Source organism: Sphingomonas faeni (assembly GCF_024273235.1).
GTDB lineage: Bacteria > Pseudomonadota > Alphaproteobacteria > Sphingomonadales > Sphingomonadaceae > Sphingomonas > Sphingomonas faeni_A.
Genome location: NZ_JANBVH010000004.1, coordinates 136,045 through 161,516 on the forward strand (window position 1 = coordinate 136,045; position 25,472 = coordinate 161,516).

The 25,472-nt window shown below is 65.3% G+C and carries 25 protein-coding genes and 1 tRNA gene; 15 read left to right on the forward strand and 11 right to left on the reverse strand.

Translation table 11 applies throughout. From position 1 onward, the window contains the following. Nucleotides 1–7: 7 nt before the first annotated feature. Nucleotides 8–1,933: a phosphomethylpyrimidine synthase ThiC gene (gene thiC, locus NLI89_RS03335; RefSeq protein WP_254685723.1), complete on the forward strand. Its 1,926-nt coding sequence runs from the start codon at nucleotides 8–10 to the stop codon at nucleotides 1,931–1,933. Nucleotides 1,934–1,967: 34 nt separating this feature from the next. Beyond that, a complete protein-coding gene (locus NLI89_RS03340; RefSeq protein WP_254685724.1) occupies nucleotides 1,968–3,938 on the forward strand; it encodes an ATP-binding protein in 1,971 nt (656 codons plus the stop codon). A gap of 162 nt (nucleotides 3,939–4,100) precedes the next feature. Here the strand turns inward: NLI89_RS03340 and NLI89_RS03345 are convergent, their stop codons facing one another. After that, nucleotides 4,101–4,343 (reverse strand): type II toxin-antitoxin system ParD family antitoxin, encoded by a 243-nt coding sequence (locus NLI89_RS03345; protein WP_254685725.1) that lies wholly within the window; start codon nucleotides 4,341–4,343, stop codon nucleotides 4,101–4,103. A 294-nt stretch (nucleotides 4,344–4,637) separates the two neighbouring features. Here NLI89_RS03345 and NLI89_RS03350 point away from each other — a divergent pair, with 294 nt between their 5' ends. After that, nucleotides 4,638–5,537 (forward strand): hypothetical protein, encoded by a 900-nt coding sequence (locus NLI89_RS03350; protein WP_254685726.1) that lies wholly within the window; start codon nucleotides 4,638–4,640, stop codon nucleotides 5,535–5,537. Between the two features lie 66 nt (nucleotides 5,538–5,603). Here NLI89_RS03350 and NLI89_RS03355 read toward each other — a convergent pair whose 3' ends face one another. Together NLI89_RS03355 and ung are read right to left on the reverse strand one after the other, a co-directional pair. Next, nucleotides 5,604–5,903: an alkylphosphonate utilization protein gene (locus tag NLI89_RS03355; RefSeq protein ID WP_254685727.1), complete on the reverse strand. Its 300-nt coding sequence runs from the start codon at nucleotides 5,901–5,903 to the stop codon at nucleotides 5,604–5,606. Continuing rightward, a complete protein-coding gene (gene ung, locus NLI89_RS03360) occupies nucleotides 5,900–6,598 on the reverse strand; it encodes a uracil-DNA glycosylase (protein ID WP_254685728.1) in 699 nt (232 codons plus the stop codon). The genes NLI89_RS03355 and ung overlap by 4 nt, the downstream gene beginning before the upstream one ends. A gap of 172 nt (nucleotides 6,599–6,770) precedes the next feature. Here ung and aguB point away from each other — a divergent pair, with 172 nt between their 5' ends. Continuing rightward, nucleotides 6,771–7,631 carry an N-carbamoylputrescine amidase gene (gene aguB, locus NLI89_RS03365; RefSeq protein ID WP_254685729.1) on the forward strand — a complete coding sequence of 287 codons (861 nt, stop codon included), beginning with the start codon at nucleotides 6,771–6,773 and terminating at the stop codon, nucleotides 7,629–7,631. Here aguB and NLI89_RS03370 read toward each other — a convergent pair. Then, nucleotides 7,619–8,356 (reverse strand): uracil-DNA glycosylase, encoded by a 738-nt coding sequence (locus NLI89_RS03370; protein WP_254685730.1) that lies wholly within the window; start codon nucleotides 8,354–8,356, stop codon nucleotides 7,619–7,621. The two genes, aguB and NLI89_RS03370, sit on opposite strands and share 13 nt — an antisense overlap. A 22-nt stretch (nucleotides 8,357–8,378) precedes the next feature. Here NLI89_RS03370 and folK point away from each other — a divergent pair, with 22 nt between their 5' ends. The 3 genes from folK to NLI89_RS03385 all read left to right on the forward strand — a co-directional run bounded on the left by folK (nucleotide 8,379) and on the right by NLI89_RS03385 (nucleotide 9,659). Beyond that, nucleotides 8,379–8,888 (forward strand): 2-amino-4-hydroxy-6-hydroxymethyldihydropteridine diphosphokinase, encoded by a 510-nt coding sequence (gene folK, locus NLI89_RS03375; RefSeq protein WP_254685731.1) that lies wholly within the window; start codon nucleotides 8,379–8,381, stop codon nucleotides 8,886–8,888. Between the two features lie 21 nt (nucleotides 8,889–8,909). Next, nucleotides 8,910–8,985, forward strand: a tRNA-Lys gene (locus tag NLI89_RS03380). Nucleotides 8,986–9,020: 35 nt separating this feature from the next. Beyond that, entirely contained in the window at nucleotides 9,021–9,659 is a 639-nt protein-coding gene (locus NLI89_RS03385) for a phosphatase PAP2 family protein (RefSeq protein ID WP_254685732.1), read from the forward strand. Here the strand turns inward: NLI89_RS03385 and NLI89_RS03390 are convergent. Together NLI89_RS03390 and galE are read right to left on the reverse strand one after the other, a co-directional pair. Beyond that, nucleotides 9,639–10,472 carry an HpcH/HpaI aldolase/citrate lyase family protein gene (locus tag NLI89_RS03390; protein WP_254685733.1) on the reverse strand — a complete coding sequence of 278 codons (834 nt, stop codon included), beginning with the start codon at nucleotides 10,470–10,472 and terminating at the stop codon, nucleotides 9,639–9,641. The two genes, NLI89_RS03385 and NLI89_RS03390, sit on opposite strands and share 21 nt — an antisense overlap. Continuing rightward, nucleotides 10,469–11,467, reverse strand: coding sequence for a UDP-glucose 4-epimerase GalE (gene galE, locus NLI89_RS03395; RefSeq protein WP_254685734.1), 999 nt, complete (start codon nucleotides 11,465–11,467; stop codon nucleotides 10,469–10,471). Before galE ends, NLI89_RS03390 begins: the two co-directional genes overlap by 4 nt. Before the next feature lie 59 nt (nucleotides 11,468–11,526). Between galE and msrA the strand changes: the two genes are divergently transcribed. Continuing rightward, the gene (gene msrA, locus NLI89_RS03400; protein WP_254685735.1) at nucleotides 11,527–12,069 is read left to right on the forward strand and encodes a peptide-methionine (S)-S-oxide reductase MsrA; all 543 of its coding nucleotides are present in this window, start codon (nucleotides 11,527–11,529) and stop codon (nucleotides 12,067–12,069) included. A 125-nt stretch (nucleotides 12,070–12,194) separates the two neighbouring features. Here msrA and NLI89_RS03405 read toward each other — a convergent pair whose 3' ends face one another. Continuing rightward, on the reverse strand, nucleotides 12,195–13,232 hold the full coding sequence (locus tag NLI89_RS03405) for an L-threonylcarbamoyladenylate synthase (RefSeq protein WP_254685736.1): 1,038 nt from the start codon (nucleotides 13,230–13,232) through the stop codon (nucleotides 12,195–12,197). Between the two features lie 46 nt (nucleotides 13,233–13,278). On the opposite strand from NLI89_RS03405, the gene NLI89_RS03410 reads away from it, so the two are divergent. Together NLI89_RS03410 and NLI89_RS03415 are read left to right on the forward strand one after the other, a co-directional pair. Further along, a complete protein-coding gene (locus tag NLI89_RS03410) occupies nucleotides 13,279–14,991 on the forward strand; it encodes an acyl-CoA dehydrogenase (RefSeq protein ID WP_254685737.1) in 1,713 nt (570 codons plus the stop codon). Between the two features lie 365 nt (nucleotides 14,992–15,356). Then, nucleotides 15,357–16,172: an arylamine N-acetyltransferase family protein gene (locus tag NLI89_RS03415; RefSeq protein ID WP_254685738.1), complete on the forward strand. Its 816-nt coding sequence runs from the start codon at nucleotides 15,357–15,359 to the stop codon at nucleotides 16,170–16,172. A gap of 209 nt (nucleotides 16,173–16,381) precedes the next feature. Here the strand turns inward: NLI89_RS03415 and NLI89_RS03420 are convergent, their stop codons facing one another. Further along, on the reverse strand, nucleotides 16,382–16,738 hold the full coding sequence (locus tag NLI89_RS03420; RefSeq protein ID WP_254685739.1) for a GntR family transcriptional regulator: 357 nt from the start codon (nucleotides 16,736–16,738) through the stop codon (nucleotides 16,382–16,384). A 37-nt stretch (nucleotides 16,739–16,775) separates the two neighbouring features. After that, entirely contained in the window at nucleotides 16,776–17,351 is a 576-nt protein-coding gene (locus NLI89_RS03425) for a nitroreductase family protein (protein ID WP_254685740.1), read from the reverse strand. Nucleotides 17,352–17,468: 117 nt separating this feature from the next. On the opposite strand from NLI89_RS03425, the gene NLI89_RS03430 reads away from it, so the two are divergent. After that, a complete protein-coding gene (locus tag NLI89_RS03430; RefSeq protein ID WP_254685741.1) occupies nucleotides 17,469–19,262 on the forward strand; it encodes a peptide MFS transporter in 1,794 nt (597 codons plus the stop codon). A 118-nt stretch (nucleotides 19,263–19,380) separates the two neighbouring features. Here NLI89_RS03430 and NLI89_RS03435 read toward each other — a convergent pair whose 3' ends face one another. After that, nucleotides 19,381–20,373: an aldo/keto reductase gene (locus tag NLI89_RS03435; RefSeq protein ID WP_254685742.1), complete on the reverse strand. Its 993-nt coding sequence runs from the start codon at nucleotides 20,371–20,373 to the stop codon at nucleotides 19,381–19,383. Then, complete coding sequence (locus NLI89_RS03440) at nucleotides 20,348–21,622, reverse strand: dicarboxylate/amino acid:cation symporter (protein WP_254685743.1); 1,275 nt, start codon at nucleotides 21,620–21,622, stop codon at nucleotides 20,348–20,350. Before NLI89_RS03440 ends, NLI89_RS03435 begins: the two co-directional genes overlap by 26 nt. 69 nt (nucleotides 21,623–21,691) lie before the next feature. Between NLI89_RS03440 and glmM the strand changes: the two genes are divergently transcribed. The 4 genes from glmM (at nucleotide 21,692) to NLI89_RS03460 (ending at nucleotide 25,299) form a co-directional block, all read left to right on the forward strand. Continuing rightward, nucleotides 21,692–23,032, forward strand: a complete 1,341-nt coding sequence (gene glmM / locus NLI89_RS03445; protein ID WP_254685744.1) for a phosphoglucosamine mutase — start codon at nucleotides 21,692–21,694, stop codon at nucleotides 23,030–23,032. After that, entirely contained in the window at nucleotides 23,032–23,247 is a 216-nt protein-coding gene (locus NLI89_RS03450; protein ID WP_254685745.1) for a DUF1272 domain-containing protein, read from the forward strand. The genes glmM and NLI89_RS03450 overlap by 1 nt, the downstream gene beginning before the upstream one ends. A 535-nt stretch (nucleotides 23,248–23,782) precedes the next feature. Continuing rightward, complete coding sequence (gene thiD, locus NLI89_RS03455; protein ID WP_254685746.1) at nucleotides 23,783–24,661, forward strand: bifunctional hydroxymethylpyrimidine kinase/phosphomethylpyrimidine kinase; 879 nt, start codon at nucleotides 23,783–23,785, stop codon at nucleotides 24,659–24,661. Further along, a complete protein-coding gene (locus tag NLI89_RS03460) occupies nucleotides 24,661–25,299 on the forward strand; it encodes a ribonuclease HII (RefSeq protein ID WP_254685747.1) in 639 nt (212 codons plus the stop codon). The genes thiD and NLI89_RS03460 overlap by 1 nt, the downstream gene beginning before the upstream one ends. Nucleotides 25,300–25,472: the final 173 nt, after the last annotated feature.

Consider the following 25,472-nt stretch of genomic DNA (forward strand, 5'->3'; position numbering starts at 1 on the left):
CAAGCGCATGGCCGATTTCGAAGCAGGCACCCCAACAGCAGACATCGGCGTAACCACCGGCCCGATCCGAGGCTCGCGAAAGATCCACGTCGCGGTCCCCTCCAGCCCAGACGTCCGCGTCGCCATGCGCGAAATCGTCCTAGACCCAAGCTGCAGCGAACCCCCGTTACGCGTCTACGACACCAGCGGCCCCTACACAGACCCCCGCGCGAAAATCGACATCAACGCCGGCCTCCCCCAACTCCGCCGCCAGTGGATCGAAGCACGCGGCGACGTAGAATCCTACGAAGCCCGGGAAATCCGCCCCGAAGACAACGGCCAGCTCGGCCCCGACCGTTCCGGCGGCGTCCCCCAATTCCCCGGCAGCATCAAGCGCCCCCTCCGCGCCAAGCCCGGCGCCAACGTCAGCCAGATGCACTACGCCCGCCGCGGCATCATCACCCCCGAAATGGAATACGTCGCCACCCGCGAAAACCTCGGCCGCGCCATGCTCAAAGACTACAAGCGAGACGGCGAAAGCTTCGGCGCGCAGATTCCCGACTTCGTAACCCCCGAATTCGTCCGCGACGAGATCGCCCGCGGCCGCGCGATCATCCCCAACAACATCAACCACCCCGAATCCGAACCGATGGCGATCGGCCGCAACTTCCTCGTCAAGATCAACGCCAACATCGGCAACAGCGCGGTCGCCAGCAACGTCGCCGCCGAAGTCGACAAGCTCGTCTGGTCGATCCGCTGGGGCGCCGACACGGTGATGGACCTCAGCACCGGCCGCAACATCCACGACACCCGCGAATGGATCCTGCGCAACGCGCCCGTCCCGATCGGCACCGTGCCGCTCTACCAGGCGCTCGAAAAGGTCGGCGGCGTCGCCGAAGACCTCACCTGGGAGATATTCCGCGACACCCTCATCGAGCAGGCCGAACAGGGCGTCGATTACTTCACGATCCACGCCGGCGTGCGGCTGGCGTACATCCCGATGACCGCGAAACGCGTCACCGGCATCGTCTCGCGCGGCGGCTCGATCATGGCGAAATGGTGCCTCAGCCATCACAAGGAGAGCTTCCTCTACGAGCGCTTCGACGAGATCACCGAGATCATGAAGGCCTACGACATCGCCTACAGCCTCGGCGACGGCCTGCGCCCCGGCAGCATCGCCGACGCCAACGACGAAGCGCAGTTCAGCGAACTCTACACGCTCGGCGAACTCACCCACCGCGCGTGGAAGAGCGACGTCCAGGTCATGATCGAAGGCCCCGGCCACGTGCCGATGCACAAGATCAAGGAGAACATGGACAAGCAACTCGAAGTCTGCGGCGAAGCACCTTTCTACACGCTAGGGCCACTCACCACGGACATAGCCCCCGGCTACGACCACATCACCAGCGGCATCGGCGCAGCGATGATCGGCTGGTACGGCACCGCGATGCTCTGCTACGTCACGCCGAAGGAGCATCTAGGCTTGCCGGATCGCGACGACGTCAAGGTCGGCGTAGTAACCTACAAACTAGCCGCCCACGCCGCCGACCTCGCCAAAGGCCACCCCGCCGCCCAGATGCGCGACGACGCCCTCAGCCGCGCAAGGTTCGAATTCCGCTGGAGAGACCAGTTCAACCTGTCGCTAGACCCCGACACGGCGGAACAATACCACGACCAGACGCTCCCGGCAGAAGGCGCCAAGACCGCCCATTTCTGCTCGATGTGCGGCCCAAAATTCTGCTCGATGAAGATCACGCAAGAGGTGCGGGATTTTGCGGCGAAGCAGAACCAACCGGCGGACGCATTCCTTTCCGCGGAGGCTGCCCTGAAGGCCGACGATCCCCGCGCGCTCTTCGCCAAGGGCGGGACGCATGCCGATGCTGAGAAGGGCATGGCGGACATGAGCGATATGTTCAGAGAGCGGGGTGGGGAGATTTACTTGCCATCAGCGTGATAGCTGCGAATGTCGTTGGCCAGAAGGGGATACCATGACGACAGTCGACGCCTTGCGTAAGCCGGATATGCCGGCCGTAATCGCACGAACCCATATCTCCAGTGATATCCACGGCTTTTTATTGCCGGTTTTCGAGGCGATTTCGAACGCTATACACGGCGTTGAACAAAGATTTTCAGACCAGTCCATGATGGCGGGCCACGTTGACATCACGTTCACGGGTATCGGTAATTCGTTAGAATTCTCGGTATCTGTAACCGACAATGGTTCGGGGCTAGACGACCAAAACTACCTATCTTTTCTAACTCCATTCAGTGGCCTCAAACTGTCACAAAAGGGAAGGGGCTTCGGGCGATTCATCGCCTTTAAAGTATTCAACAGAATACTATATTCGTCTCGTTATAATGTCGGAACTGCAAGAATAAGTCGAGCATTCCGGTTTAATATTTATGACGATAGAGAGCTGATTTACTTTGATGCCGAGCCGGACTTTTCGGATCTTGGTGTTCGGGTGGAATATAATGACCTAAAACCCGAATGGCACTCAATCGTAGAGAGCCTGTCCGCAACTATAGTTGCAGATGAAATTGCTCACCATTTCTTCCCGGAGTTCATCCGTGGTACATTGCCGCGCATAAATCTTACGTTTGGCGATGCAGAGATCGAACTTACTTCTCGATTCAGCTCTCTTTTCGTTTCCCACGGTAGTGGCAGTGTCGTGGTAAAGATCGATGGTGCCGACGAGGAGCTACAGTACTCCCTAAGTAGAGTGCCCCGCTCCCGCAGGTTCGATCAAAATGCATTGCTTTTCTCAGCAGGCGGAAGAATTGTAGGGAGTCCGCGAGATTTATCCCAGAAGTTGGGTCGATCTTTTTTCGTCGGGGAGGCTGACGAGAAGTATATCATAATCGCCGTTATCTCTGGCGATGCTCTGGAGCAGCGGCTCAACGATTCCCGGACCAGTATCGGTGTAGCGCCAAAGGCCATAGAAGATATTGTTTCGGCAGTTGCGAAAATGATCGAGGAAGTCGAGGGTGATCAAATACGAGTAATCAAGGAAGCGCAGCGGAAAGACCTATCGGGGGCGTTAAGCGAAAATCCGATCCTACGCACCGGATTATCAGGTCAGTCACTCGAAGAGTATGTTAGGTCGAAGCCAAATAGTTGGGGTGCGGATCAGTTTGTTTCTGATTTGGCGCTAAGGCGTTTTCGAGCTAGTAACAACCTTTCTCAGTCGATTGCTACTGCATCGGTTGATAGAGAATCATATTATGAACAGATAAAAGACCTCGTGGCAAAGATAGATCTGGGTAAGAAGGACGCTCTTGCTGAGTACGTCATCCATCGCAAAAAAATAATTACGCTTATTGAGGCTGCCCGTAAGTTCGATACGTCGGGCAAAATATCGCCCGAAGATACAATTCATGATTTGGTATTCCGCCGATATTCTGACAACGCAACTCGTGGGTACTTTGATCACAATTTGTGGTTGGTAGACGATGCTCTTGCGTTCTGTCCCTATATTTCGAGCGACCGGACCATTCACGGTGGTCGTCGCCAGAAAGGCGATAAGGTTACAGATCTGATGTTCTACGAAGACAGCATCGTTCTGGGTGAGAATGATGGATCATCGTTAGTCATTGTTGAATTTAAAAAACCTGTAAGAGACGACTATGTATTTGGTCCGGCGAAATCGGATCCCGTCATGCAAGTTGTGGAGACTCTAGAAAAAGCTATTGCAAACGGTGGTATAACTAGATCCGACGGCGGCCATTTTTCGTTCGTACAGGTGACCCGGAGGTTCGCATACATAATTGCCGATCTCACACCATCTCTGATACGGGTGCTTCAACGGCATGATTTCAAGAATGACTGGAATCCTAAAGTTTGGATTCGATATAGAGATACAGAGCAGATGGCCATCTACGTTTATGGATATGACACAATGATAGAAGGAGCGAAAAAGCGCAACGCTGCATTCTTTAGCGTTTTGCTCGACGAATGAGCCGGAAGCTTACTGTGCTTTATGGTTTCACTCGAGAATAGTCTGCCAGCCGTAGGAGCGGCGTACTGAACGCGTCCACATAGGGATGGCCTGATCGATACGGAGCGCTGGACGCTGAAATCGCGGATGTCGTCCAGATCGCTCTGAGCCTTTCGGCTCAATTCAAGCCGCACTCGCGGTCCGTAGCCGGTCGCGCAACTCGTCGAGATAATCGAACGGATCGCGCTCGCTCACGCCCGATGCGCTGCCTTCATCGATCGCCGCCTGCAAAGCCCGCCGCTTTTGCTCATGGTCCCGATCGCGCCGTATCAGATCGAGAATATACCCGTCGGTCCCGCCGTACCGCCCTTCGGCGACCCGCGCCTCGACCCAGGTTTCCAAGTCGCCCGGAAGCGAAACATGCATTTGCGCCATCTGTCTAAACTACGGCAACACGGAAGGATCGACAAGTGACCGCCCCATTTTGCACATCCGTCCAACGCACCGCGTGATGGATGCTCCATGGCAACACCCCGCACAATTCGGTCCTACACGCGGCGCCCCGCGCTGTCCTACACAGCCCCGATCTGATCCGCTCCCGCGATGACCAAAGCATCAGACCCGCGCGGCCGTCCGGTCGCTGCCCCCACCCTTGCCCCCACCCTCAACCGCGCGATGGACTTTGCCGATTTCGAACCCGTCCGGGCAATGACACCTCCAATGCCGCAGCCGGAAATGGCGATGTCCGACCGCGCCGTCCCCGCGCTCGCCACCCCCGCCGCCGCCACTCTCGCCGCCAAGGCCAACCTCCCGCAGACTTGCATGATCGAGGAGGACGATCCCCGAGTGATCCTCGACGGGTTCGATCCCGCCGATTACGTCTGGGTCCCCGTCCCCCGCCAGCGCCGCCCCGACGGCTGGAGCCACGCCAAGCAGCGCCTCTTCATCGAACACCTCGCCGACACCAGCTCGGTCACCGCCGCCGCCACGCAGGTCGATATGTCGGTCAACAGTTGCTACGCGCTGCGCCGCGCCCCCGGTGCCGAACAATTCGCCGCCGCCTGGACCGCGGCCGTGCAGTCGGGCGTCACGCGGCTCGCCGACCTGGCGCTGGAGCGCGCGATGACCGGCGAGGAAATTCCGGTGTTCGACAAGAGCGGCCACCGGATCGCGTGCCGCTACAAATACAGCGACCGGATGATCATGTTCCTCCTGCGCGCGCACATGCCCGAACGCTACGGCCACGCGCACCGCACGACATCTGCCCCGCACGACCGCGACCGGCCTGAAGCGCCGCGCATAGCCTCGGTCGCGCAGGCCATCGCGCTGCTCGAACCCGCCATGCCGGACAACCCCGCGGCACTGCTGACGGAGCAAGCCCTGTGCGACCGGCTCCAGGACATCCAGGATCTGGGCGGCGCCGACTTCGTCCTGCCGCAGGACGCGTCCGGCCAGATCCTCCGCGACCGCTCGCACCGGATCGAGGAGCAGCGCGTCGCCGACATAGAGTTCGACCGCCGCCTCGAATGGGCAAAGATCGGCGTCGCCCCGCCACCGCCGACCGGCTATCCGCCGTCGCCTTACGGCAATCACGACGACCCCGACTACGACGACGAGTGACCGCGTCTTGGCCTAACCCGGCCTAATCTTCTTTTCGTTTAATCCCGCGAAATCAACGCGAAAGCCCTACCGCTTCCGAACGAACTCCGCCCGCAGCACCAGCCCCTTGATCCCCTCGTACCGACAGTCGATCTCCTGCGCATCGCCGGTCAGCCGGATCGACTTGATCACCGTTCCGCGCTTCAACGTCTGCCCCGCACCCTTCACGGTCAGGTCCTTGATCAGCGTCACCTGGTCGCCGTCCGCCAGCACGTTCCCGACCGAATCCCGCACCACGACCGCGCCGTCATCCGCCGCAACAGCCGTCGCCGCACCGCCCGCAACCCACTCGCCGGTAGCTTCGTCGTACACATAGTCGTCGCTCATCGGTCGGTCTCCGGCAGCGCCCAATCGATCGGAGCGCGCCCATGGGTTTCGAGAAAGTCATTGGCCCGGCTGAACGGCCGCGATCCGAAGAACCCGGTCCGTGCCGCCAGCGGCGACGGGTGCGCCGACTGGATCACCAGATGCCGCCCGCCCTTCGTCACGTCATCGACGAACGCCGCCTTCTTCTGCGCATACGCCCCCCACAGCAGGAACACGACCGGTTTGTCCTGCGCATTCACTGCCGCGATCACCGCATCGGTAAATCGCTCCCACCCGCGCTTGCTGTGCGAGGCAGCCTCCCCCATCCGCACGCTCAGCACCGCGTTGAGCAACAGCACGCCCTGCGCTGCCCAATGATCCAGCATGCCGTGGCGTGCACGCGGAATCCCGAGATCCGCCTCCAGCTCCTTGTAGATATTTACCAGGCTAGGCGGCGTCCGCACACCTTGGCGGACCGAGAAGCTCAGCCCATGCGCCTGCCCCTCGCCATGATACGGATCCTGCCCCAGGATCACGACCCGCACCTGATCCAGCGGCGTCAGCTCCAGCGCCCGAAACCGGTCGGCCTCTTCCGGAAACACCCGAGCCCCCGCCACCCACTCGGCCTCCAAAAACGCATTCAGCGCGCGCATGTACGGCGCCTCGAACTCGGCAGCGAGCGCCTGCCAGCTCGGCGGGAGAGGGGAGTCGATCATCCCCGCCGCATGTCGGACAGGGCAGGGGCGTGTCAATCGCCACCCTCGTTCCCCCGCGAAGGCGGGGGCCCAGGATCACAAACGATACCGCCCGAGACCCTGGACCCCCGCCTCCGCGGGGGAACAGCAAGAAGGCTCGCACTCCGTGACGCGCCCCCTTATATGCGCCGCCATGACCGAGATCACCGTCGCCGCGCTGCAGCTGGGCTTCACGCCCAACATCGACCGTAACATCGCCAACGTCTCGCGCCTCGTCCACGAGGCCGCCGCGAAGGGCGCGCAGGTCATCCTCCCGCCCGAGTTGTTCGAGGGCGAATACTTCTGCCGCGTCGAGGACGAGGGCCTCTTCGCCAACGCCGCGCCCGTCGGCGAACACAAGGCGGTGCTCGCGATGCAGGCGCTCGCCGAAGCGCTCAAGGTCACCATCCCGACCAGCTTCTTCGAGGCGGACGGCCCGCACCACTACAACAGTCTCGCGATGATCGGCCCCGACGGCAACGTCCAGGGCGTCTACCGCAAGAGCCACATCCCCGACGGCCCCGGCTACGAGGAGAAGTTCTACTTCCGCCCCGGCAACACCGGCTTCAAGGTCTGGCCCCACGCCGCCGACTCCAGGGCGGTCAAGCTAGGCGTCGGCGTCTGCTGGGACCAATGGTACCCGGAAACGGCCCGCGCGATGATGCTGATGGGCGCCGAAATCCTGTTCTACCCGACCGCGATCGGCAGCGAGCCGCACGACACGTCGCTCGACACCGCCCGGCTCTGGCGCCGCGCCATGGTCGGCCACGCGGTCAGCAACGTCGTTCCGATCGTCGCCGCCAACCGCGTCGGCGTCGAGCACGGCCAGACCTTCTACGGTACCAGCTTCATCGCCGACGAGCGTGGCGACATCCTAGCGGAGCTAGGCCGCGAGGACGAAGGCGTGATCACCGCGACGATCGACCTCGACATCGTCAAGCGCCACCGCGCCGCGTTCGGCTTCTTCCGCGATCGCCGCCCCGATTTGTACGGCCGCCTCGTTCAGGACATCTGACCACGCAACGCCAGCGCCCGCTCGAACACCGCGTCGAACATCGCGGCGGTCAGCACGCCGGTGTTCACGTTGTAGCGTGAGCAGTGGAAGCTATCGATCAGGATGCGACCGTCGGGCATCACATGCTCGGCGCCATGCGCGAACCGTGCCTTGGGCAGCCGCCCGCCGAGCATCTTCACCGCCGACTGGTGCGCGATATGCCCGAGCGCCACGAACACGCGGGCGGTCGGCACCGCATCCGCCTGAGTCTCCAGGAACGGGCGGCAGGTGCGGATTTCCTCTGGCGTCGGCTTGTTCTCGGGCGGCAGGCATTTCACCGCGTTGAGGATGATCGCACCGTCGAGCGCCAGACCGTCCTCGGCCTTCGCACCGTACGTGCCCGTCGCAAGCCCGAACCGCCCGAGCGTCTCGAACAGGAACTGCCCCGCATAATCGCCGGTGAAGGCGCGGCCGGTCCGGTTCGCGCCATGCTTCCCAGGCGCGAGGCCGATGATGCCGAGCCATGCGGCAGGATCGCCGAACGCGGGGACGGGCGCGTTCCACCAGGTCGGGAACTCGGTCCGCAGCTGCTCGCGCACCCCGACGAGGCGGGGGCAGAGCGGACAGTCATGCGGCGGCTCGGTCTCGGGCAGCGCGGAGACGGGCGCGAAGACGGTGGTGACGTCGACCTCGCCAGCCTCATCGACGTTTTCGGGAAGCGCGGTGGTGTAAGGTGTGGAATCCATGGGATTGCGCTAGGCGGACCAAATGTCGCCTGCAACCCCGCTCCCGCCGATCGCGCTAGCGCCATCCACCTACGCGATCGCACTGGGCTCGAATCGCCGCGGCCGACACGGTGCCCCTGAGCGCGAGATCGCGGCCGCTATGGACATGCTCGGCAATATCATCGCTCGATCACCGACCGTCGCCAGCGCACCGCTAGGACCCTCGAATCGCCGCTACGCCAACGCCGTCGCGCTGATCGAAACGCCGGAAGACCCCGCCGCGCTGCTGGTCCGCCTGAAGCGGATCGAACGCAGCTTCGGCCGCCGCCCCGGCCGCCGCTGGGGCAGCCGCGTGATCGATCTCGACATCATCCTCTGGTCGGGTGGCGCCTGGTCGTCGCCCGGTCTCACCGTGCCGCACGCCGCCTTCCGCACCCGCGGCTTCGTGCTCGGCCCGCTCGCTGGGCTCGTCCCGACATGGCGCGATCCCCTGAGCGGGCGAACGATACGGCAATTGGCGCAATCGGTTGACCGAAAGCGGCCACGCGATTAGGTGCGCGGTCCACGATGGCGGGGGTCCGTAGCTCAGTTGGTAGAGCAAGCGACTTTTAATCGAGAGGTCCCGGGTTCGAGCCCCGGCGGACCCACCATCGACGGCACGCCCGAAAAGGGTGAGCGCAGGCATGTGCCCGCGGTTCTCGCCGGCGCATCGGTCGCCGCAGTCGGCATCGTCCTCATCCTGCTCGTCGGTCTCGCGGTAGGCCATTGGCCGTTCGCGTTCGATCGGTCGATCATCCTCGGGCTGCGCGCCTGGGGTGGTCCGTCCTGGTTGCCGAAGGTCGCCGCCGACGTCACCGCGCTCGGCGGCGGCATCGTCCTGACGATCGTCGTGGTGATCGTCGCCGGGCTGCTGATCGTCCAGCGGCTCTGGCTGACCGCGATCGCGATCGTCGCAGCCAGCGTCAGCGGCAATATCATCGTCGAGTTGGTCAAGCTGCATGTCGCGCGCCCACGCCCCGACATCGTCGCGCATCTCGTCACGGTCACGCATATGAGCTTCCCCAGCGGCCATTCGGCGAACAGCGCGATCGTCTATCTGACGCTCGCCGGCCTCGCCTCGCAGGTGACGAGGGATCGCGCGACGCGGGCGTACATGCTGGTCATCGCGATCCTGCTGGTCGGCGCGATCGGGTGCAGCCGGGTGTATCTCGGCGTCCACTGGCCGAGCGACGTGCTGGCCGGCTGGAGCTTCGGCACGCTGTGGGCGCTGGCGTGGTGGCTGGCGACCGCCCGCGTGCGCACCTCAATCGGCGGCGAGCGCTAGCACGGCCTTGGCCGCCTTCAGATGCGGCGCGTCGACCATCCTGCCATCCAACTGGAGCGCACCCGCACCCGGATTGGCGGCGAACAGGTCGACGATCTTTTGCGCATGAACGCGCTCCTCGGCCGACGGCGTGAAGGCCGCGTTGATCACCGCGACCTGGCTCGGATGGATCGCCATCATCCCCGTGAAGCCGTCGCGACGGCCCCGCGCGGCATAGGCGGCGAGCCCGTCCAGATCGCGGAAATCGGGATAGACCGTCTCGATCGCCGCCACCCCTGCGGCATGCGCGCCGAACAGCGTCAGCGACCTAGCGAGCTGGTATGGCGCGGTGTACGATCCATCCGCCTCGCGCGAGGTCGCCGCGCCGATCGCTGCGGGCAAATCCTCCGCGCCCCAGGTCAGCCCGACGAGCCGGTCCGTCACGCCGCCATAGCTACCGAGCGCGAAGATCGCTGCTGGCGTTTCGGTCGCGATCGGCAGGATGGCGATGTCGCCGCTCAGTTTGGCATCGAGCGCGGCGAGGCTCGCCGCGCCCTCCGCCTTCGGCAGCACGATGCCATCCGGCTTGGCCGAGAGCACGGCCGCGAGATCGTCGTCCGCCAGCCCCGAATCGAGCGGGTTGATCCGCACGAACAGCGGCATCGTCCGGGGCTCGGCAAGGGACGCCGCGACATGCGCGCGCGCCGCCACCTTGGCACTCGGCGCGACCGAATCCTCTAGGTCGAGGATCAACGCGTCCGCCCCCAGCCCGAGCGCCTTGACCATCCGCTCGGGTCGATCACCCGGCACGAACAGCAGCGAGCGAAGTCTCACCGCCCCTTCTCCGCCAGCGCGCGCTCCCACGCCAGCGCATCGCGGACGATCCCGTCGAGATCGGCGTGGCGCGGCGTCCAGTCGAGCGTCTCCAGAATCGCGCGATTGTCCGAGATCAGCATCGCCGGATCGCCCGCACGGCGCCCTTCCAGGCGGCGCTCGATCGTCCGGTTGGTAATCTTGTCGACCGCATCGAGCACCTCGAGCACCGAGAAGCCCTTGCCATAGCCCGCGTTCAGCGTGTGGCTCTTGGCGGGTTCGGCGATCAGCACCTCCAGCGCGGCGACATGCGCGGCGGCAAGGTCGGTGACGTGGATGTAATCGCGTACGCCGGTGCCGTCGGGCGTGTCGAAATCCGTGCCGTAGACACCGACCGCGTCGCGCTTGCCGGTTGCCGCCTCGACCGCGATCTTGATCAGGTGCGTCGCGCCGACGGTCGACTGGCCGCTGCGCCCCTGCGGATCGGCGCCGGCGACGTTGAAGTAGCGCAACGCCGCGTAATTCATCGGGTGCGCCGCGGCGACATCGCGCAGCATCGCCTCGGTCATCAGCTTCGACATGCCGTACGGGTTGATCGGCACGGTCGGATCGCCCTCGGCCACGGGCACCTTCTCGGGCGTGCCATAGGTCGCGGCGGTCGACGAGAAAATGAAGTGCGGCACGCCCTCGACGACCGCGCTCTCGATCAGCGCACGGCTCGCGGCGGTGTTGTTGCGGTAATATTTGAGCGGATCGCTAACCGACTCGGGGACCACGACCGAGCCGGCGAAATGCATGATCGCGCGGACGTTGTGATCGCGGATCGCCGTGCGCACCTTCGCATCGTCGGCGACGTTCGCCTCGACGAGTGCGGCGCGGCGGTCGACCGCCCAGTCGAATCCGGTGACGAGGTTGTCGAGTACGACGACGTCGTAGCCCGCGTCGAGCAGCGCCAATACCGCGTGGCTGCCGATGTAACCGGCGCCGCCGGTGACCATAACCTTACCGTCGATCATACGCGTCTCCTCTTTGTTGCGCGGTAGCGGCTTCCTACATTGGCGGAAAGGAGATCGTGATGACGGATTATGTAACGCTGGCCGGCGGCTGCTTCTGGTGCACCGAGGCTGTGTTCAAGGACGTGATCGGCGTGGAGAGCGCCGAGAGCGGCTATATCGGCGGGACTGTGCCCAACCCGACCTACAAGCAGGTGTGCGGCGGCGACACCGGCCATGCCGAGGCGATCCGGATCGGTTTCGACCCGGAGCAGCTGAAGCTCGGCGACCTGCTCGACATCTTCTTCGCGACGCATGACGCGACGACGCTGAACCGGCAGGGCAACGACGTCGGCACGCAGTATCGCTCGGCGATGTTCCCGGCGGACGACGCGCAGAAGGCGGAGATGCAGGCGGCGCTGGAGCGGGCGCAGGCCGACTCGCCCAAGCCGATCGTCACCACCATCGAGCCGATGGATACGTGGTACGAGGCGGAAGGCTATCACCAGGATTACTGGGAAACCTCGGGTCGCTCGAACCCGTACTGCATGGCAGTGATCCCGCCGAAGCTGCAGAAGTTGCGCAAGAGCTTTGCGGCGCGATCGAAGGCGGCGGTTAGCGCGTAAGACAGAATGGGTTCACGCGAAGGCGCGAAGGCGCGAAGATGTCGGGCTGAGGTAAGCCCGTCCCGGCCTATCGAAAGGCTCAAACCTCTTCGCGCCTTTGCGCCTTCGCGTGAACCAATCTTCTTTCAACGATGCGCAGCACGGCGAAGGCGGTCGTTGATCGCCTCGCCGATGCCGTCGAGCGGGATCGGTGCGACGGCAATCTTCGCACTTTCGTTCGCGTCGGCGGCGTGGAGCAGATCGAACAGCTTCGCGGCCGCTTCGACGAGGTTTCCTGAGGCCGACAAGGAGACGTCTCCGGCCACGTTGCCGAAACCGATCAGCCATTCGTCCGAACCTGCCTCGGTCGCATTCAACCGAAGCAGCTTCTTGGGAGCATAGTGGCTTGCAAGCTGCCCCGGCGCCGTGACCGCACCCTCACTCCCCCCCGGCGAAGGCCGGGGCCCAATTGAGGGACGGTCATGATCCGCGTCGCGCTCCGTTACATCCGACGTTCCAATTGGGCCCCGGCCTTCGCCGGGGGGGTGCTGTTCGCCGGGGGCGTGTTTGAGGTGGGTTAGGATCGCTTCCGCCGTCACCGGCCCAGGCCGCAACACCGTACGCCCCGCCACGATCGTCGACTCGAGCCCAGCCTCGGTAGCCCCGTCGTCGATAATCAGCGGCACGTTCCCCCCCAGACTCCCCGCAACATGCGTAGCGCAAGTCGGACTGATCCCCCCGCTCGCATTGGCCGACGGCGCCGCCAGCGGCCGCCCCGACGCCGCGATCAACCCCTGCATCGCCCGATGCCGGGGCACCCGGATCGCGATCGTATCCAACCCCGCCGTCACCAGCGAAGCGATCCCCGCCTCCGCCCGCACCGGCAGCACCAGCGTCAGCGGCCCCGGCCAGAACACCGCCGCCAACGCAAACGCATCCGCATCGAACACCGCGATCCGCTCCGCCGCCGCCAGATCCGCGACATGCACGATCAGCGGATTGAAACTCGGACGCCCCTTGGCGGCATAGATCCGCGCCACCGCATCCGCATTCGTCGCGTCCGCCGCGAGTCCGTACACCGTCTCGGTCGGCACCGCGACGAGTCCCCCGGCGCGAATCAGCGCGGCGGCTTCGGCGATCGCGGCCGTGCCGTAGGGTAAAATTCGAGGGTGTGGACGGGTCATTTTACAGGCGTATAGCGGGTCCAAACCGTAGCGATAAGAGGATGCGATGGCCTTCACTCCAGCAACCACCGAACAGCGTTTCGTGCTCGATCATGTCGTCCGGATCGGCGAGCTCGCCGCGACCGAACGCTATGCCGCCGCCAGCGACGACGTCGTCGACGCGGTGCTCGAAGGCGTCGGCCAGCTCGCGGCCGGCGAATGGGCGCCGCTCAACCGCGCTGGCGACACGGTCGGCGCGAAATGGACCCCGGAAGGCGTGGTCATGCCGGACGGCTTCGCGCAGGCGTACAAGGATTATGTCGAGGGCGGCTGGGGCACGATCGGCGTCGAGGAGGCATGGGGCGGGCAGGGCCTCCCGTTCGCGATCCAGACCGCGGTGCTCGACACGCTCGGCTCGGCCAACATGGGCTTTGCGCTCTGCCCGACGCTGACCGTCGGCGCGATCGAGGCGCTCCAGCATCACGGGTCGCCGGAGCAGCAGGCGCTCTACCTCCCCCATCTCGCGACCGGCGAGTGGACCGGCACGATGAACCTCACCGAGCCACAGGCGGGCTCCGACGTCGGCGCGCTCCGTGCGACCGCCACCCCGCTCGGTGACGGCAAATGGTCGATCAAGGGCACCAAGATCTACATCTCGTTCGGCGATCACGACATGGCGCCGAACATCGTCCACCTCGTCCTTGCCCGGACGCCGGGCGCGCCAGCCGGGACCAAGGGCATCTCGCTGTTCCTCGTCCCCAAGTACCGCCTCAACGAAGACGGTACGCCGGGCGCCTTCAACGACGTCCGCGTCGTCTCGATAGAGCACAAGATGGGGCTCCACGCGTCGCCGACCTGCGTGCTGAGCTTCGGCGACAACGACGACTGCGTCGGCGAGCTGATCGGCGCGGAGCTCGGCGGCATCCGTGCGATGTTCACGATGATGAACAACGCGCGCCTCAACGTCGGCCTCCAGGGCGTTCAGGTCGCCGAGGGCGCCACCCAGGGCGCGGTCGCCTATGCGCTGGACCGCGTGCAGTCGGCGCGCGCCGGTTCGCCGAACAAGGACTCGGTCAAGATCGTCGAGCACCCCGACGTCCGCCGCATGCTCATGCGGATGAAGGCACAAACGCAGGCTGCGCGCGCGCTCGTCTACTACGCCGCCGGGCAGGTCGATCGCGCCAATCTCGGCGACCACGCCGCGCGCAACCGGCTCGAACTCGTCACGCCGCTGGCCAAGGCGCACGGCACCGACATCGGCAACGAAGTCGCCTCGCTCGGCATCCAGGTTTACGGCGGCATGGGCTATGTCGAAGAAACCGGCGCCGCGCAGTATTTCCGCGATGCCCGCATCACGCCGATCTACGAAGGCACCAACGGCATCCAGGCGGCGGATCTGGTCGGGCGGAAACTCGGGTTGGATAACGGCGGCGCGTTCGCCACGTTGATCGCCGACATCCGCGCGGAGGCGAAGGACGAGCGCCTGCTGGCCTTGGTCGATGCTTGCGAAGCGATCGGGCGCAGACTCGCCACCGCGGACGCCGACGACAAGCTCGCCGCGAGCTATCCCTTCCTGACGATGCTGTCGGTCGCGACCTGCGGCTGGCTGATGGAGCGGCAGGGCGAGGTCGCCGGCACCGACGATTTCGGCCGGATGAAGACCGCGGCGGTGCGGTTCTACCTCGATCAGATCGTCCCCGAAGCAATGGGCCTGAACGCGGCGGCGAATGCGAGCGCAGCGGTGCTGTACTCGATCGAGCCGGAACTCTTCGCGGCCTGATCTAACCCCGCCACCCGTCATTTCCCCTCCGTCATCCTGACGAAAGTCAGGACCCAGGGTCAGGCGTGACGGCGTTCGTGGCTCTGGATCCTGGGTCGAGCCCAGGATGACGGATTTGGGGCGGCGGCGTTGCGATCAAACGGATTGGCGTTCGCAATCCTCGATCCTCCCCCGCCAGGGGGAGGTGGCTGGCGCTTGCCAGACGGAGGGGGCGGTAAGGGATAAGCCCTGTTCCGTGTCCGCCCCCTCCGTCGCCTTCGGCGCCACCTCCCCCTGGCGGGGGAGGATGATTGGGCTCGGTCCCACTCGACGGCTACTCGGGACGAAAGGTAAGGGGGGCCAGCAACCAAGGACCTTCCCGACCGATGTTCGACCTCGACGCCTATCTCCTCCGTGTCGCCATGCCCGCGCGACCGACGCTCGATTCGATCGGCCTCGGTCGCCTCCAGCACGCGCACCGTCTCGCCATCCCGTTCGAGGATCTCGACGTCGTCCTCGGCCGCGGCATCGCCATCGACAGCGTGTCGGTCTTCGCCAAGCTCGTCACCGCGCGCCGTGGCGGCTATTGCTTCGAGCATAACCGCCTGTTTCTCGATGCGTTGACCGAACTCGGCTTTACCGCCCGCCCGCTGCTCGCCCGCGTCTGGATTGCGGCCACCGACGTGCCGCCGCTCACTCACACCTTCGCGCTGGTCACGATCGACGGGCAGGACTGGATCGCCGACACCGGTTTCGGCGGCAGCTACACGCCCGTCCTGCCGCTCGCTGATGGTGCCGAGGCGACTGCGCCCGATGGCGCGCGGTTCCGCCTCGAAGCGACCGAGCAAGGCTGGATGCTGTTCCGCGACGGCGATCCGATGACCACCGACGGCCGCGGATCGGGTGAAGGCTTCCAGCCGCAATACAGCTTCACCTTGGCGCCGGTGTTCGACGCGGACCTTGCACAGTCCAACCACTGGACCTCGACCGCGCCCGCCAGCCGCTTCACGCACACCGCGATCGCCAGCATCGTCCTGCCCAACGGCTTCGCCTCGCTGATCGGGCGTAACTATCGCCGGCGTTCGGGGACGGATACGACCGTCGGCGAGATCACCGATCCGCGCGTGTACCGTATCCGCATGAGCCTGTTGTTCGGGATCGACCTGAGCGTCGAGGATGTCGCGGCGCTGGGGTTGTTCTGAAGTTCGACCACTTCCATTCGTGCTGAGTAGCGACCGAGTAGTCCCGCAGGGACGTATCGAGGGCGCGTATCGAAGCATGGGTTCCGAGCGACAACCTGTCCTTCGATACGTCCTCTCGATACGCCGCTTCGCGCCTACTCGATGACTACTCAGGACGAACGGGGGAGGGGCGGTCGGTAGCGATGGGAAGGCTAGAGCACCTGAACGGCTCAGGCCCGCTCGCGCTCCAGCAGGTCATGCGCATCCAACCCCAGCAGATCGATATGCCCCAGTATCCGCGGCCACTGGGTCGTCACGAAATTCTCGCGCTCCGCCACCCGCAACGCCTCCGCAGCGCCAGGCATCACGAACATCCCGACGCCGCGCCGGACCTCGACATAGCCGTCGTCCTGGAAGCTCTGATACGCCTTTGCCACCGTCAACGGATTGGCGCCCTGCTCGGCTGCAAACGCGCGTACCGACGGCAGCTGGTCGCCCGCACGAAAGTCGCCACGGAGTATCCCCGCCGCGATCGTGCTGCGGAGGCGGATGTACACGGGGCTGTCGTCGCTGCTGAGCGCTGTCATGCTGTTCTAATACAGCAATCGGGCGATTAGTCGAGTCTCACGATCCCCAGTGCGAGACGAGGCGTGCCATATCGGGGCGGGGGCGTTCGTCGAGCGCGCGCGACGGCGTGCCGATGAACATGAACCCGGCTATCCGCTCCGATGCGGACCCGAACGCATCGCGCACCGTGTCCGAGAACGCCGCCCAGCCGGTCAGCCAGCCGCCCGCGAACCCTTCGGCATGGACCGCATGGAGCAGGTTCATGCACGCCGCGCCCGCCGACAACTCCTGCTCCCACACCGGAATCTTGCTCTCCTTCGGCGACGACAGGACGACGACCAAAGTCGGCGCCTGATGCGCGAACTGGTCGAGCGATTCCAGTTCCAGCCGCGACGCGCCGGGCCGCTCCGCCAGGTACGCATCGGTGATCAGCGCCGACAGCGCCGCGCGGCGTTCATCCCCGACGACGACGAACCGCCACGGCGCCAGCTTGCCGTGATCGGGCGTCCGCGCCGCGATCTCGAGGATCGTCGCCAGCTGGTAGGAGTCCGGCCCCGGCGCGACCAGGTCGCGCGGCTTGCCCGAGCGACGGGTGGCGAGCAGCGAGAGTGGCGTCGAGCGATCGTTGAGCATGGTCCAGCAGATAGGCTTTGGCGTCTGATATTTACAGTCCGGGCTTTGTCGTTAAGTTGCGCGCGCATAACGGCCCGCGTTCGACGGCGGCCAGTACGAGTTTCAGGGAGCGTAAGAATGGTGGACACCCCGACCGCGGATACCCCGCGAGAGCCGGATATCACCCATATCAACCCGGCGTCCGGCGAAACCTGGTTCGGGCATCCCCGCCAGCTCGCGCGGCTGTTCACCACCGAGATGTGGGAGCGGTTCGGCTATTACGGCATGCGCGCGCTGCTCACGCTGTATCTCACCAAGCATTTCGTGTTCGGCGACCGCGAGGCGACCGGGCTCTATGGCGGCTACACCGCGCTGGTGTATCTGACCCCGCTGGTCGGCGGCTACCTCGCGGATCAGTATCTGGGCTCGAAGCGCGCGGTGAAATTCGGCGCGATCATCATGGCGCTCGGCTATCTGCTGCTCTGCTTCGGCGGCGAGACCGCCAAGCCCTATGCGACGATCGCCAACCAGCGCTACGCGATCGAAGTCGTCGACCAGGCCGACAGCGAAGTCCGCTATCTCGTCGACGGCGCGAACAAGCTGAAGATCAAGGGCAATGACGACGGCACCGTCTCGCTGCTCGCACCCGACGGCTCGACCGCGCGCACGGTGGAGAAGGGCGGCTTCGAATCGGGCGCCGAACGCAGCAGCTTCTACGTCACGATCATGCTGCTGGCGCTCTGCATGATCTCGGTCGGCAACGGTTTCTTCAAGCCGAACATCTCGACGATGGTCGGCGAGCTCTACGCGCAGGGCGACAAGCGCCGCGATGCCGGCTTCACGATCTTCTACATGGGGATCAACCTCGGCTCGCTGTTCTCGCAGCTGCTCTGCCCGTTCCTCGCCGTGGCGTTCGGCTGGTGGGCGGGCTTCGGGCTCGCGGCGATCGGCATGCTGTTCTCGTGGACGCTGATCCAGTTCGATGGCGGCAAGCTCGACGGGTACGGCGAGCCGCCGGTCCGTGCAGGGCCCGATCGTGCGCTCGGCATCTACGCCGCGGCCCTGCTCGGCATCCCGATCTTCTACCTGCTGTTCGTCAACCTCATGAACGCCGAGCCGCCGGTGCCGGGGTCGGGGATCATCGGCTACATCGTCTCGCTGTCGCTGATGGGCAAATTGCTGTTCGGGACGTTCCTGATCGCGGTGCCGGGCATCCTGATCTGGTCGTTCGTCAACGGCGAGCGTCGCGAGTTCCAGATGATGCTCGCGGCGATGGTGCTGATCGTGTTCAACGTCGTGTTCTGGACGCTGTTCGAGCAGGCCGGCTCCTCGCTGACCCTGTTCGCGGATCGCAACACCGATCTCAGCATCTTCGGGCTGTTCAGCATCTCGGCGGGCCAGACGCAGTTCTTCAATGCGTTCTTCATCGTCGCGCTGGCGCCGGTGATGTCGATCCTGTGGACCAAGCTGGCCGCGAAGGGCATCGAGCCGTCGATCCCGGTCAAGTTCGGCATCGCGCTGATCGGTGTCGGCGTGGGCTTCCTGTTTCTCGTCTGGGGCGCGAGCATGGTGGGCCCCACGTTCAAGGTCGCGATCTGGTGGCTCGCCGGGCTGTATTTCATCCACTCGTTCGCCGAGCTCTGCATCTCGCCGGTCGGCCTCAGCATGATCACCAAGCTGTCGATCGCGCGTGTCGTTGGGCTGATGATGGGCGTGTGGTTCCTGTCGATCTCGGTCGCGCAGTACGTCGCGGGGGTCGTCGCGCAGGTCGCGAGCGTCGAGACTGTCGGCGGGCAGGTGACCAATCTCAAGGTCAGCCTGGATACCTATGCCGGCGTGTTCTGGACGATCGGGCTGGTGTCGGCGGGGATCGGCGTGGTGCCCCTGCTGATCTCGCCGCTGCTCAAGAAGTGGATGCACGGGGTTCAGTAAGCGACCTGTTCCCTCCCGCTTGCGGGAGGGGTTAGGGGAGGGCGCGACGTACGTACTGGCGTCCGGCCTATGCGGCACGCCCCTCCCCCGACCCCTCCCGTAAACGGGAGGGGAGAAATTAGATCCGGGTCATCGACAGCGCCTTCTCGCCGTACCGCGGCCCGGCCGTCCCGCCGCGCGGCGCCGCCGCATCCAGCTTCGCCAGATCGTCCGCCGACAGCGTCACGTCCGCCGCCTTCATGCTGTCCTCCAGCGTAACCCGGCGCTTCGACCCCGGAATCGGCACGATGTCGTCGCCCTGCGCCAGCAGCCACGCGAGCGCGATCTGCGCCGGCGACGCCCCATGCGTGTCGGCGATAGACTTCACCACCGCGACCATCTCCATGTTCTTGGCGAAGTTCTCCTCCGAATAGCGAGGGTCGTTGCGGCGGTAGTCACCCTCGGGCAAGTCCGACCGTGCAGTGATCTGCCCCGTCAGGAACCCCCGCCCCAGCGGCGAATACGGCACGAACCCGATCCCGAGTTCGCGACACAGCGGCAGGATCGCCTCCTCCACGTCACGCTCCCACAGCGAATATTCGCTCTGCAACGCCGCGATCGGATGCGTCGCCGCCGCGCGGCGAATGGTGTCGAGCCCAGCTTCGGACAGCCCGAGATGCCGCACTTTGCCCTCGCGCACGAGGTCCGCCATCGCCCCGACCGTATCCTCGATCGGCACACCTGGATCGACGCGGTGCTGGTACAGCAGGTCGATCGTCTCGACCCCCAGCCGCTTCAGCGATCCCTCGCAAGCCCGCCGCACATTGGCAGGCGTCGAGTCGACCCCGGTCATCCCGTTCTCGTCGTAGCGAAAGCCGAACTTGGTCGCGATCACGACGCCGTCGCGCTTGCCGCGGATCGCCTTGCCGAGCAGTTCCTCGTTGACCAGCGGGCCATAGATCTCCGCGGTGTCGAACAGCGTCACGCCGAGCTCGATCGCGCGGTGGATCGTGGCGATGCTCTCGTCGGCGTTGGCCTCGCCGTACATGCCCTTGCCGATGCCGGCCATCGGCATGCAGCCTAAGCCCAGCGCGGAAACCTCGAAATCAGGGCCGAGCGTGCGATATTTCATGGGGTATCTCCTGAGTGCCGTCCTTTTGATCGGACCGGGCTGAAACGGAGATGGTGACGGCGGTATCCATAGTCACGTTGCCGACGGTGCGGAACAGGTCGGGCACGGTCTCGACCGCGATGAGCAGCCCCAAAGCCTCGATCGGTACCCCCATCGCGAGCGACACCGGCGCGACCGACGCGACGAAACTGATCGTCCCCGGCAGCGACACCGAACTCATCGTCGTGATCGCTGCGGTCGCGACACCCGCGGCCAACTGCGCCGGACCGATCGGGACGCCAAGCCAATGCGCGACATACAGCGCCACGGCCAGGTTCACCGCCGGACTGGTCGCGCGGAAGATCGCGACCGCCAGCGGCAGCACGATGCCCGCGGTGGCAGGCGACGCACCGAGATCGACCGAGCCCTTCAGCATTGCCGGCAGCGACGCGAGCGACGACTGCGTGCTGATCGCCACCGCCTGTGCCGGCGCGACCGCCCGCGCGAACCGCCCGAGCGATACCCGCCCGCCGATCATCCCGACCGGATACGCCGCGAGCAGCACGACGAAGCCGATCGCCGAGACGCAGACGATATAATGGAGCAACGCCCCGAACGCCGCCGTCCCGGTCCGTGCCCCGACGCCGTAGGCCAGCGCGAAAATCCCGATCGGCGCGAGCTTCAGCACCCAGCCGATCAGCACCAGCAACGCATCGACCACCGCCTGGAAGAACCCGGTCAGGATCGCGCGCTGTGCCGCTGGCAGCCGCGTGATCGCGAACGCGAACGCCAGCGCGAACACCGTCAGCGACAGGAATGAATCGCTCGCCGCCGCCGCGACGATGTTGGTCGGCACGATCCCGTCGAAGAACGCACCGATCCCCGGCACCGTGCCGATCGGCGCCGCCGTCGTCAGCGCCGCGCGCAACGCCGTGCTGAGACTCTCTGGCAGCGGGAACAGGTCGAGCAGCAACGGCATGACGAACGCCGACATGATCGTCGTGCTCCACAGGATGACGACGATCATCAGGATCGCGCGGCCCGTGATCCGTCCGGCGCGCGCCGCCTCGGCGGTCGCACCGATGCCGGTGACGAGCAGCCCGACGATCAGCGGCACGATCACCATCTGCAACCCGTGCAGCCATGCCGATCCGATCGGCTGCGTCACTGCGGTCACCGCCAGCGCGTTCGCCGGCGACCAGGCGGCCGCGGCGATGCCGATCGCGATGCCGCCGACCAGCGCTGTAAGAATCCGTGTAGCCTGCGACATGCTCGCCCTTCGTGTTCGACCGCGCTATCAACGGCTTCGGATACCGATACGGGACGGAAAGCGGACGCGATGGCAAGGAAATATTTCGGTACCGATGGCATTCGTGGCGCCACCAACGTCGCGCCGATGACCGCGCAGATGGCGATGAAGGTCGGCATGGCCGCCGGCGCCTATTTCCAGCGTGGCAACCACCGCCACCGCGTCGTCATCGGCAAGGACACCCGGCTGTCCGGCTACATGCTCGAATCCGCGCTGGTCGCAGGCTTCACCAGCGTCGGCATGGACGTCGTCATGGTCGGGCCGATGCCTACGCCTGCGGTGGCGATGCTCACCCAGTCGATGCGCGCCGATATCGGCGTGATGATCTCCGCCAGCCACAACCCGTACGCCGACAACGGCATCAAGCTGTTCGGCCCCGACGGCTACAAGCTGTCCGACGAGGCGGAGGAAGCCATCGAGGTCTTGATCGATGGCGACGTGCCGCTCGTCCCGTCCGATCAGATCGGCCGCGCCCGCCGTATCGACGACGCCCAGGGCCGCTACATCCACTTCGCCAAGTCGACCTTCCCCGAGAATCTCCGCCTCGACGGCATGCGGATCGTCATCGATTGTGCGAACGGTGCGGCGTACAAGGTCGCACCCTCGGCGCTGTGGGAACTCGGTGCGGACGTCGTCGCGATCGGCGTCTCGCCCAACGGCACCAACATCAACGACGGCGTCGGCTCGACCGCCCCGCAGACGCTCGCCGAGACGGTGGTCGCAAGCGGCGCGGACATCGGCATCGCGCTCGACGGCGACGCCGACCGGCTGATCGTGGTCGACGAAACCGGCACGATCGTCGACGGCGACCAGCTGATGGCGACGATCGCGGCCAGCTGGGCGCGGCAGGGGCGACTGGCGGGTGGTGGCCTCGTCGCCACCGTGATGTCCAACCTCGGCCTCGAACGCCATCTCGCCGCGCAGGGGCTGGGGCTGGTGCGGACAAAGGTCGGCGATCGCCACGTGCTCGAGAAGATGCGCACGAGCGGGTATAATGTCGGCGGCGAGCAGTCTGGTCACATCATACTGTCGGATTATGCGACGACCGGCGACGGTCTCGTCGCGGCGCTCCAGATTCTTGCGGAGGTGAAGCGCTCGGGCGCCCCCGCAGGCGAAGTGCTGCACCGCTTCGAGCCGCTGCCGCAGTTGCTCAAGAACGTCCGCTTCGGCGGCGGCAAACCGCTGGACGACGAGTCGGTGAAGGCGGTGATCGCGCAGGCGGAGGCCGAACTCACCGGCAAGGGACGTCTCGTCATCCGCCCGTCGGGCACCGAACCAGTGATTCGCGTGATGGCCGAAGGCGACGACCCCGGCCAGGTCGAGCGTGTCGTCGACCGGATCTGCGATGCCGTACGAAAGGCCGCTGCCTGATGCTCGAAATGCGCCCCCTTTGCGAACGCTGCACCACGGACCTTCCCGCCGATGCACCGGGTGCGTTCATCTGCTCGTTCGAATGCACCTTCTGCGCGGAATGCGCCGACGCGCTCGACGAGCGTTGCCCCAACTGCGGCGGCGAACTCCTCGACCGCCCCACGAGACTCGGTGCAGCGCCGCCACAAAAGCCGGGAGCCGGCAGGCGGCACTAGGCCACCGAAGTAGCGCCCGCCAACGCTGCCACCTCAACGTTACCACTCCAACGCCACCACCCCGGCCACTTCTACCACCCCGGCCACCTCTACCACCCCGGCGAAGGCCGGGGCCCAATTGGAAAGGTCGAAGTAACGGAACCCTTCGTCACTCCCCAACTCCGTCACCCCAGCGAAAGCTGGGGTATGCTCGTTGGGAAGCGAGGGGCTCGAACCGGGATACCCCAGCTTTCGCTGGGGTGACGGACTTGGGGGGATGAGGAGGTTGCGGCGACGGGGTTGGCGGCGATGGGGTTGCGCCAGGCTCAGTCAGGCATGTCTCCCGATCGGGCCCCGGCCTCCGCTGGGGTGATGCGGTTGGGGCGCGGTGCTCGGCACATGCTAGCGCCTCTGTCCTACAGACCAGCGATTATGGCATAGCGATTTCCATGACCGCCGCCCTTGCCAAACCCCGCTCAGCCACCGCAAACGGCTTCCGAACGAAACCGTGCGAGCGTCTATACTTCCTATACTTCACTCCGGCCGCCGACCTCCGATGACCGCCAGAATCCTCATAATAGCCGGCTCGGACTCAGGCGGGGGCGCCGGCATCCAGGCCGATATCAAGACCGTCACCATGCTCCGCGGTCACGCGATGACCGCCGTCACCGCGATCACCGCACAGAACACGCTCGGCGTGCAGGCGGTCCACCGGATCCCGACCGACATGGTCCTGGCGCAGATCGACTCGGTGGCCAGCGACATCGGCATCGACGCAGTAAAGATCGGCATGATCGGCTCGGCCGAAACCGCCAACGCCGTAGCCGCATATCTAGAGCGTCTTTCCCCCCTCCCTGAAAGGGAGGGGCCGGGGGTGGGTAGTAGGCCGCTGAACGAGCGCGACACCAGCCTCAAACCAACCCACCCCCAACCCCTCCCTTCCGGGGAGGGGAGCAGACTCCCCATCATCTTCGATCCCGTCATGATCGCCACCAGCGGCTCCGTCCTGGCCGACGTCGCCACAATTGCAGCCTTCGCCCGCCTCATGCGGATCGCCACGCTCGTGACCCCCAATCTCCCGGAACTCGCGGCCTTGGGCGGCGAGTCCGCGATCCGCGCGCTTGGCCCAGCCGTCCTCATCAAGGGCGGCCACGGCGAAGGTCCGCACATCACCGACCGCCTCGTCACCGACGCCGGCGAAACCCGCTGGACCAACCCCCGCATCGAAACCCGCCACGCGCACGGCACCGGCTGCACGCTCGCCAGCGGCATCGCGACCGGGCTCGCCCAGGGCCTGTCGCTCGACACGGCGATCGAGCGCGCCATCGCTTTCGTCCGCGCTGCGCTTGCCAACGGACCGGGGCTCGGCGCAGGGCACGGCCCCATGGGGCACGCACTCGGTGTCAGCCCATTCGACCAGTTGAGAACCAAATAATGCCCGGCATGAAACACGAAAAGCTCTGCGTCGGCCCCGTCGCCGGTGTCGACGAAGCCGGCCGCGGCCCGCTCGCCGGGCCGGTCGTAGCCGCCGCCGTGATTCTCCCGCCCAAAGGCGTCCCCCGCGGCATCGACGACTCCAAAAAGCTCTCCCCCTCCGAACGCGAACGGCTCTGCGCGCGCCTCAAGGGCTGCGCGATCGTCGGCATCGGCATCGTCGAGCCCGACGAGATCGACACGCTCAACATCTATTGGGCGACGATGAAGGCGATGACGCTCGCGGTCGACGCGCTCGCCACCGAACTCGGCCACGCGCCCGGCCATGTCCTGGTCGACGGCAATCGTTTGCCCCGCTGGACCTACCCCGCCACGCCGCTGGTCGGCGGCGACGCGAAATCGCTGTCGATCGCCGCCGCCTCGATCGTCGCCAAGCACACCCGCGACCTCATCATGATCGCAGCTGCGGACGTGCACCCCGAATATAACTGGCATTCCAACAAGGGTTACGGCTGCGCGCACCACATGAAGGCGCTGCGCGATCACGGGCCCACGCCGATTCACCGCCGCAGTTTCGCGCCCGTCGCCGCCACCTATCTGGCGCGCGAGGGGCTGTTCGCGACGGAAACGACGAGCTGAGTCTTTCGCGCCACACCCCAAGGGCTTGAGTCGCGAGTCTCCCACGACTCAACATCTGGGCAATGGCAACTCGATTGGCTGCGGCGACGGATTCGCACCAAAGCGCCGTTAACGAAACTTTGCTTGACGGAGTCGGACAATTCCGCAGCTATGGGTGCCGACAAGGGGCGGAA

What these genes read in the sequence shown, in the direction of transcription:
- NLI89_RS03350 (WP_254685726.1), top strand. Translation starts at nt 4,638, where the DNA reads ATGCCGCAGCCGGAAATGGCGATGTCCGACCGCGCCGTCCCCGCGCTC.
- NLI89_RS03425 (WP_254685740.1), bottom strand. Translation starts at nt 17,351, where the DNA reads ATGCTCAACGATCGCTCGACGCCACTCTCGCTGCTCGCCACCCGTCGC.
- NLI89_RS03440 (WP_254685743.1), bottom strand. Translation starts at nt 21,622, where the DNA reads ATGTCGCAGGCTACACGGATTCTTACAGCGCTGGTCGGCGGCATCGCG.
- glmM (WP_254685744.1), top strand. Translation starts at nt 21,692, where the DNA reads ATGGCAAGGAAATATTTCGGTACCGATGGCATTCGTGGCGCCACCAAC.
- NLI89_RS03450 (WP_254685745.1), top strand. Translation starts at nt 23,032, where the DNA reads ATGCTCGAAATGCGCCCCCTTTGCGAACGCTGCACCACGGACCTTCCC.
- NLI89_RS03430 (WP_254685741.1), top strand. Translation starts at nt 17,469, where the DNA reads ATGGTGGACACCCCGACCGCGGATACCCCGCGAGAGCCGGATATCACC.
- NLI89_RS03355 (WP_254685727.1), bottom strand. Translation starts at nt 5,903, where the DNA reads ATGAGCGACGACTATGTGTACGACGAAGCTACCGGCGAGTGGGTTGCG.
- ung (WP_254685728.1), bottom strand. Translation starts at nt 6,598, where the DNA reads ATGATCGACTCCCCTCTCCCGCCGAGCTGGCAGGCGCTCGCTGCCGAG.
- NLI89_RS03435 (WP_254685742.1), bottom strand. Translation starts at nt 20,373, where the DNA reads ATGAAATATCGCACGCTCGGCCCTGATTTCGAGGTTTCCGCGCTGGGC.
- NLI89_RS03420 (WP_254685739.1), bottom strand. Translation starts at nt 16,738, where the DNA reads ATGACAGCGCTCAGCAGCGACGACAGCCCCGTGTACATCCGCCTCCGC.
- NLI89_RS03460 (WP_254685747.1), top strand. Translation starts at nt 24,661, where the DNA reads ATGCCCGGCATGAAACACGAAAAGCTCTGCGTCGGCCCCGTCGCCGGT.
- msrA (WP_254685735.1), top strand. Translation starts at nt 11,527, where the DNA reads ATGACGGATTATGTAACGCTGGCCGGCGGCTGCTTCTGGTGCACCGAG.
- thiD (WP_254685746.1), top strand. Translation starts at nt 23,783, where the DNA reads ATGACCGCCAGAATCCTCATAATAGCCGGCTCGGACTCAGGCGGGGGC.
- NLI89_RS03370 (WP_254685730.1), bottom strand. Translation starts at nt 8,356, where the DNA reads ATGGATTCCACACCTTACACCACCGCGCTTCCCGAAAACGTCGATGAG.
- NLI89_RS03345 (WP_254685725.1), bottom strand. Translation starts at nt 4,343, where the DNA reads ATGCATGTTTCGCTTCCGGGCGACTTGGAAACCTGGGTCGAGGCGCGG.
- folK (WP_254685731.1), top strand. Translation starts at nt 8,379, where the DNA reads ATGTCGCCTGCAACCCCGCTCCCGCCGATCGCGCTAGCGCCATCCACC.
- thiC (WP_254685723.1), top strand. Translation starts at nt 8, where the DNA reads ATGGCCGATTTCGAAGCAGGCACCCCAACAGCAGACATCGGCGTAACC.
- aguB (WP_254685729.1), top strand. Translation starts at nt 6,771, where the DNA reads ATGACCGAGATCACCGTCGCCGCGCTGCAGCTGGGCTTCACGCCCAAC.
- NLI89_RS03405 (WP_254685736.1), bottom strand. Translation starts at nt 13,232, where the DNA reads ATGACCCGTCCACACCCTCGAATTTTACCCTACGGCACGGCCGCGATC.
- galE (WP_254685734.1), bottom strand. Translation starts at nt 11,467, where the DNA reads ATGATCGACGGTAAGGTTATGGTCACCGGCGGCGCCGGTTACATCGGC.
- NLI89_RS03340 (WP_254685724.1), top strand. Translation starts at nt 1,968, where the DNA reads ATGACGACAGTCGACGCCTTGCGTAAGCCGGATATGCCGGCCGTAATC.
- NLI89_RS03410 (WP_254685737.1), top strand. Translation starts at nt 13,279, where the DNA reads ATGGCCTTCACTCCAGCAACCACCGAACAGCGTTTCGTGCTCGATCAT.
- NLI89_RS03415 (WP_254685738.1), top strand. Translation starts at nt 15,357, where the DNA reads ATGTTCGACCTCGACGCCTATCTCCTCCGTGTCGCCATGCCCGCGCGA.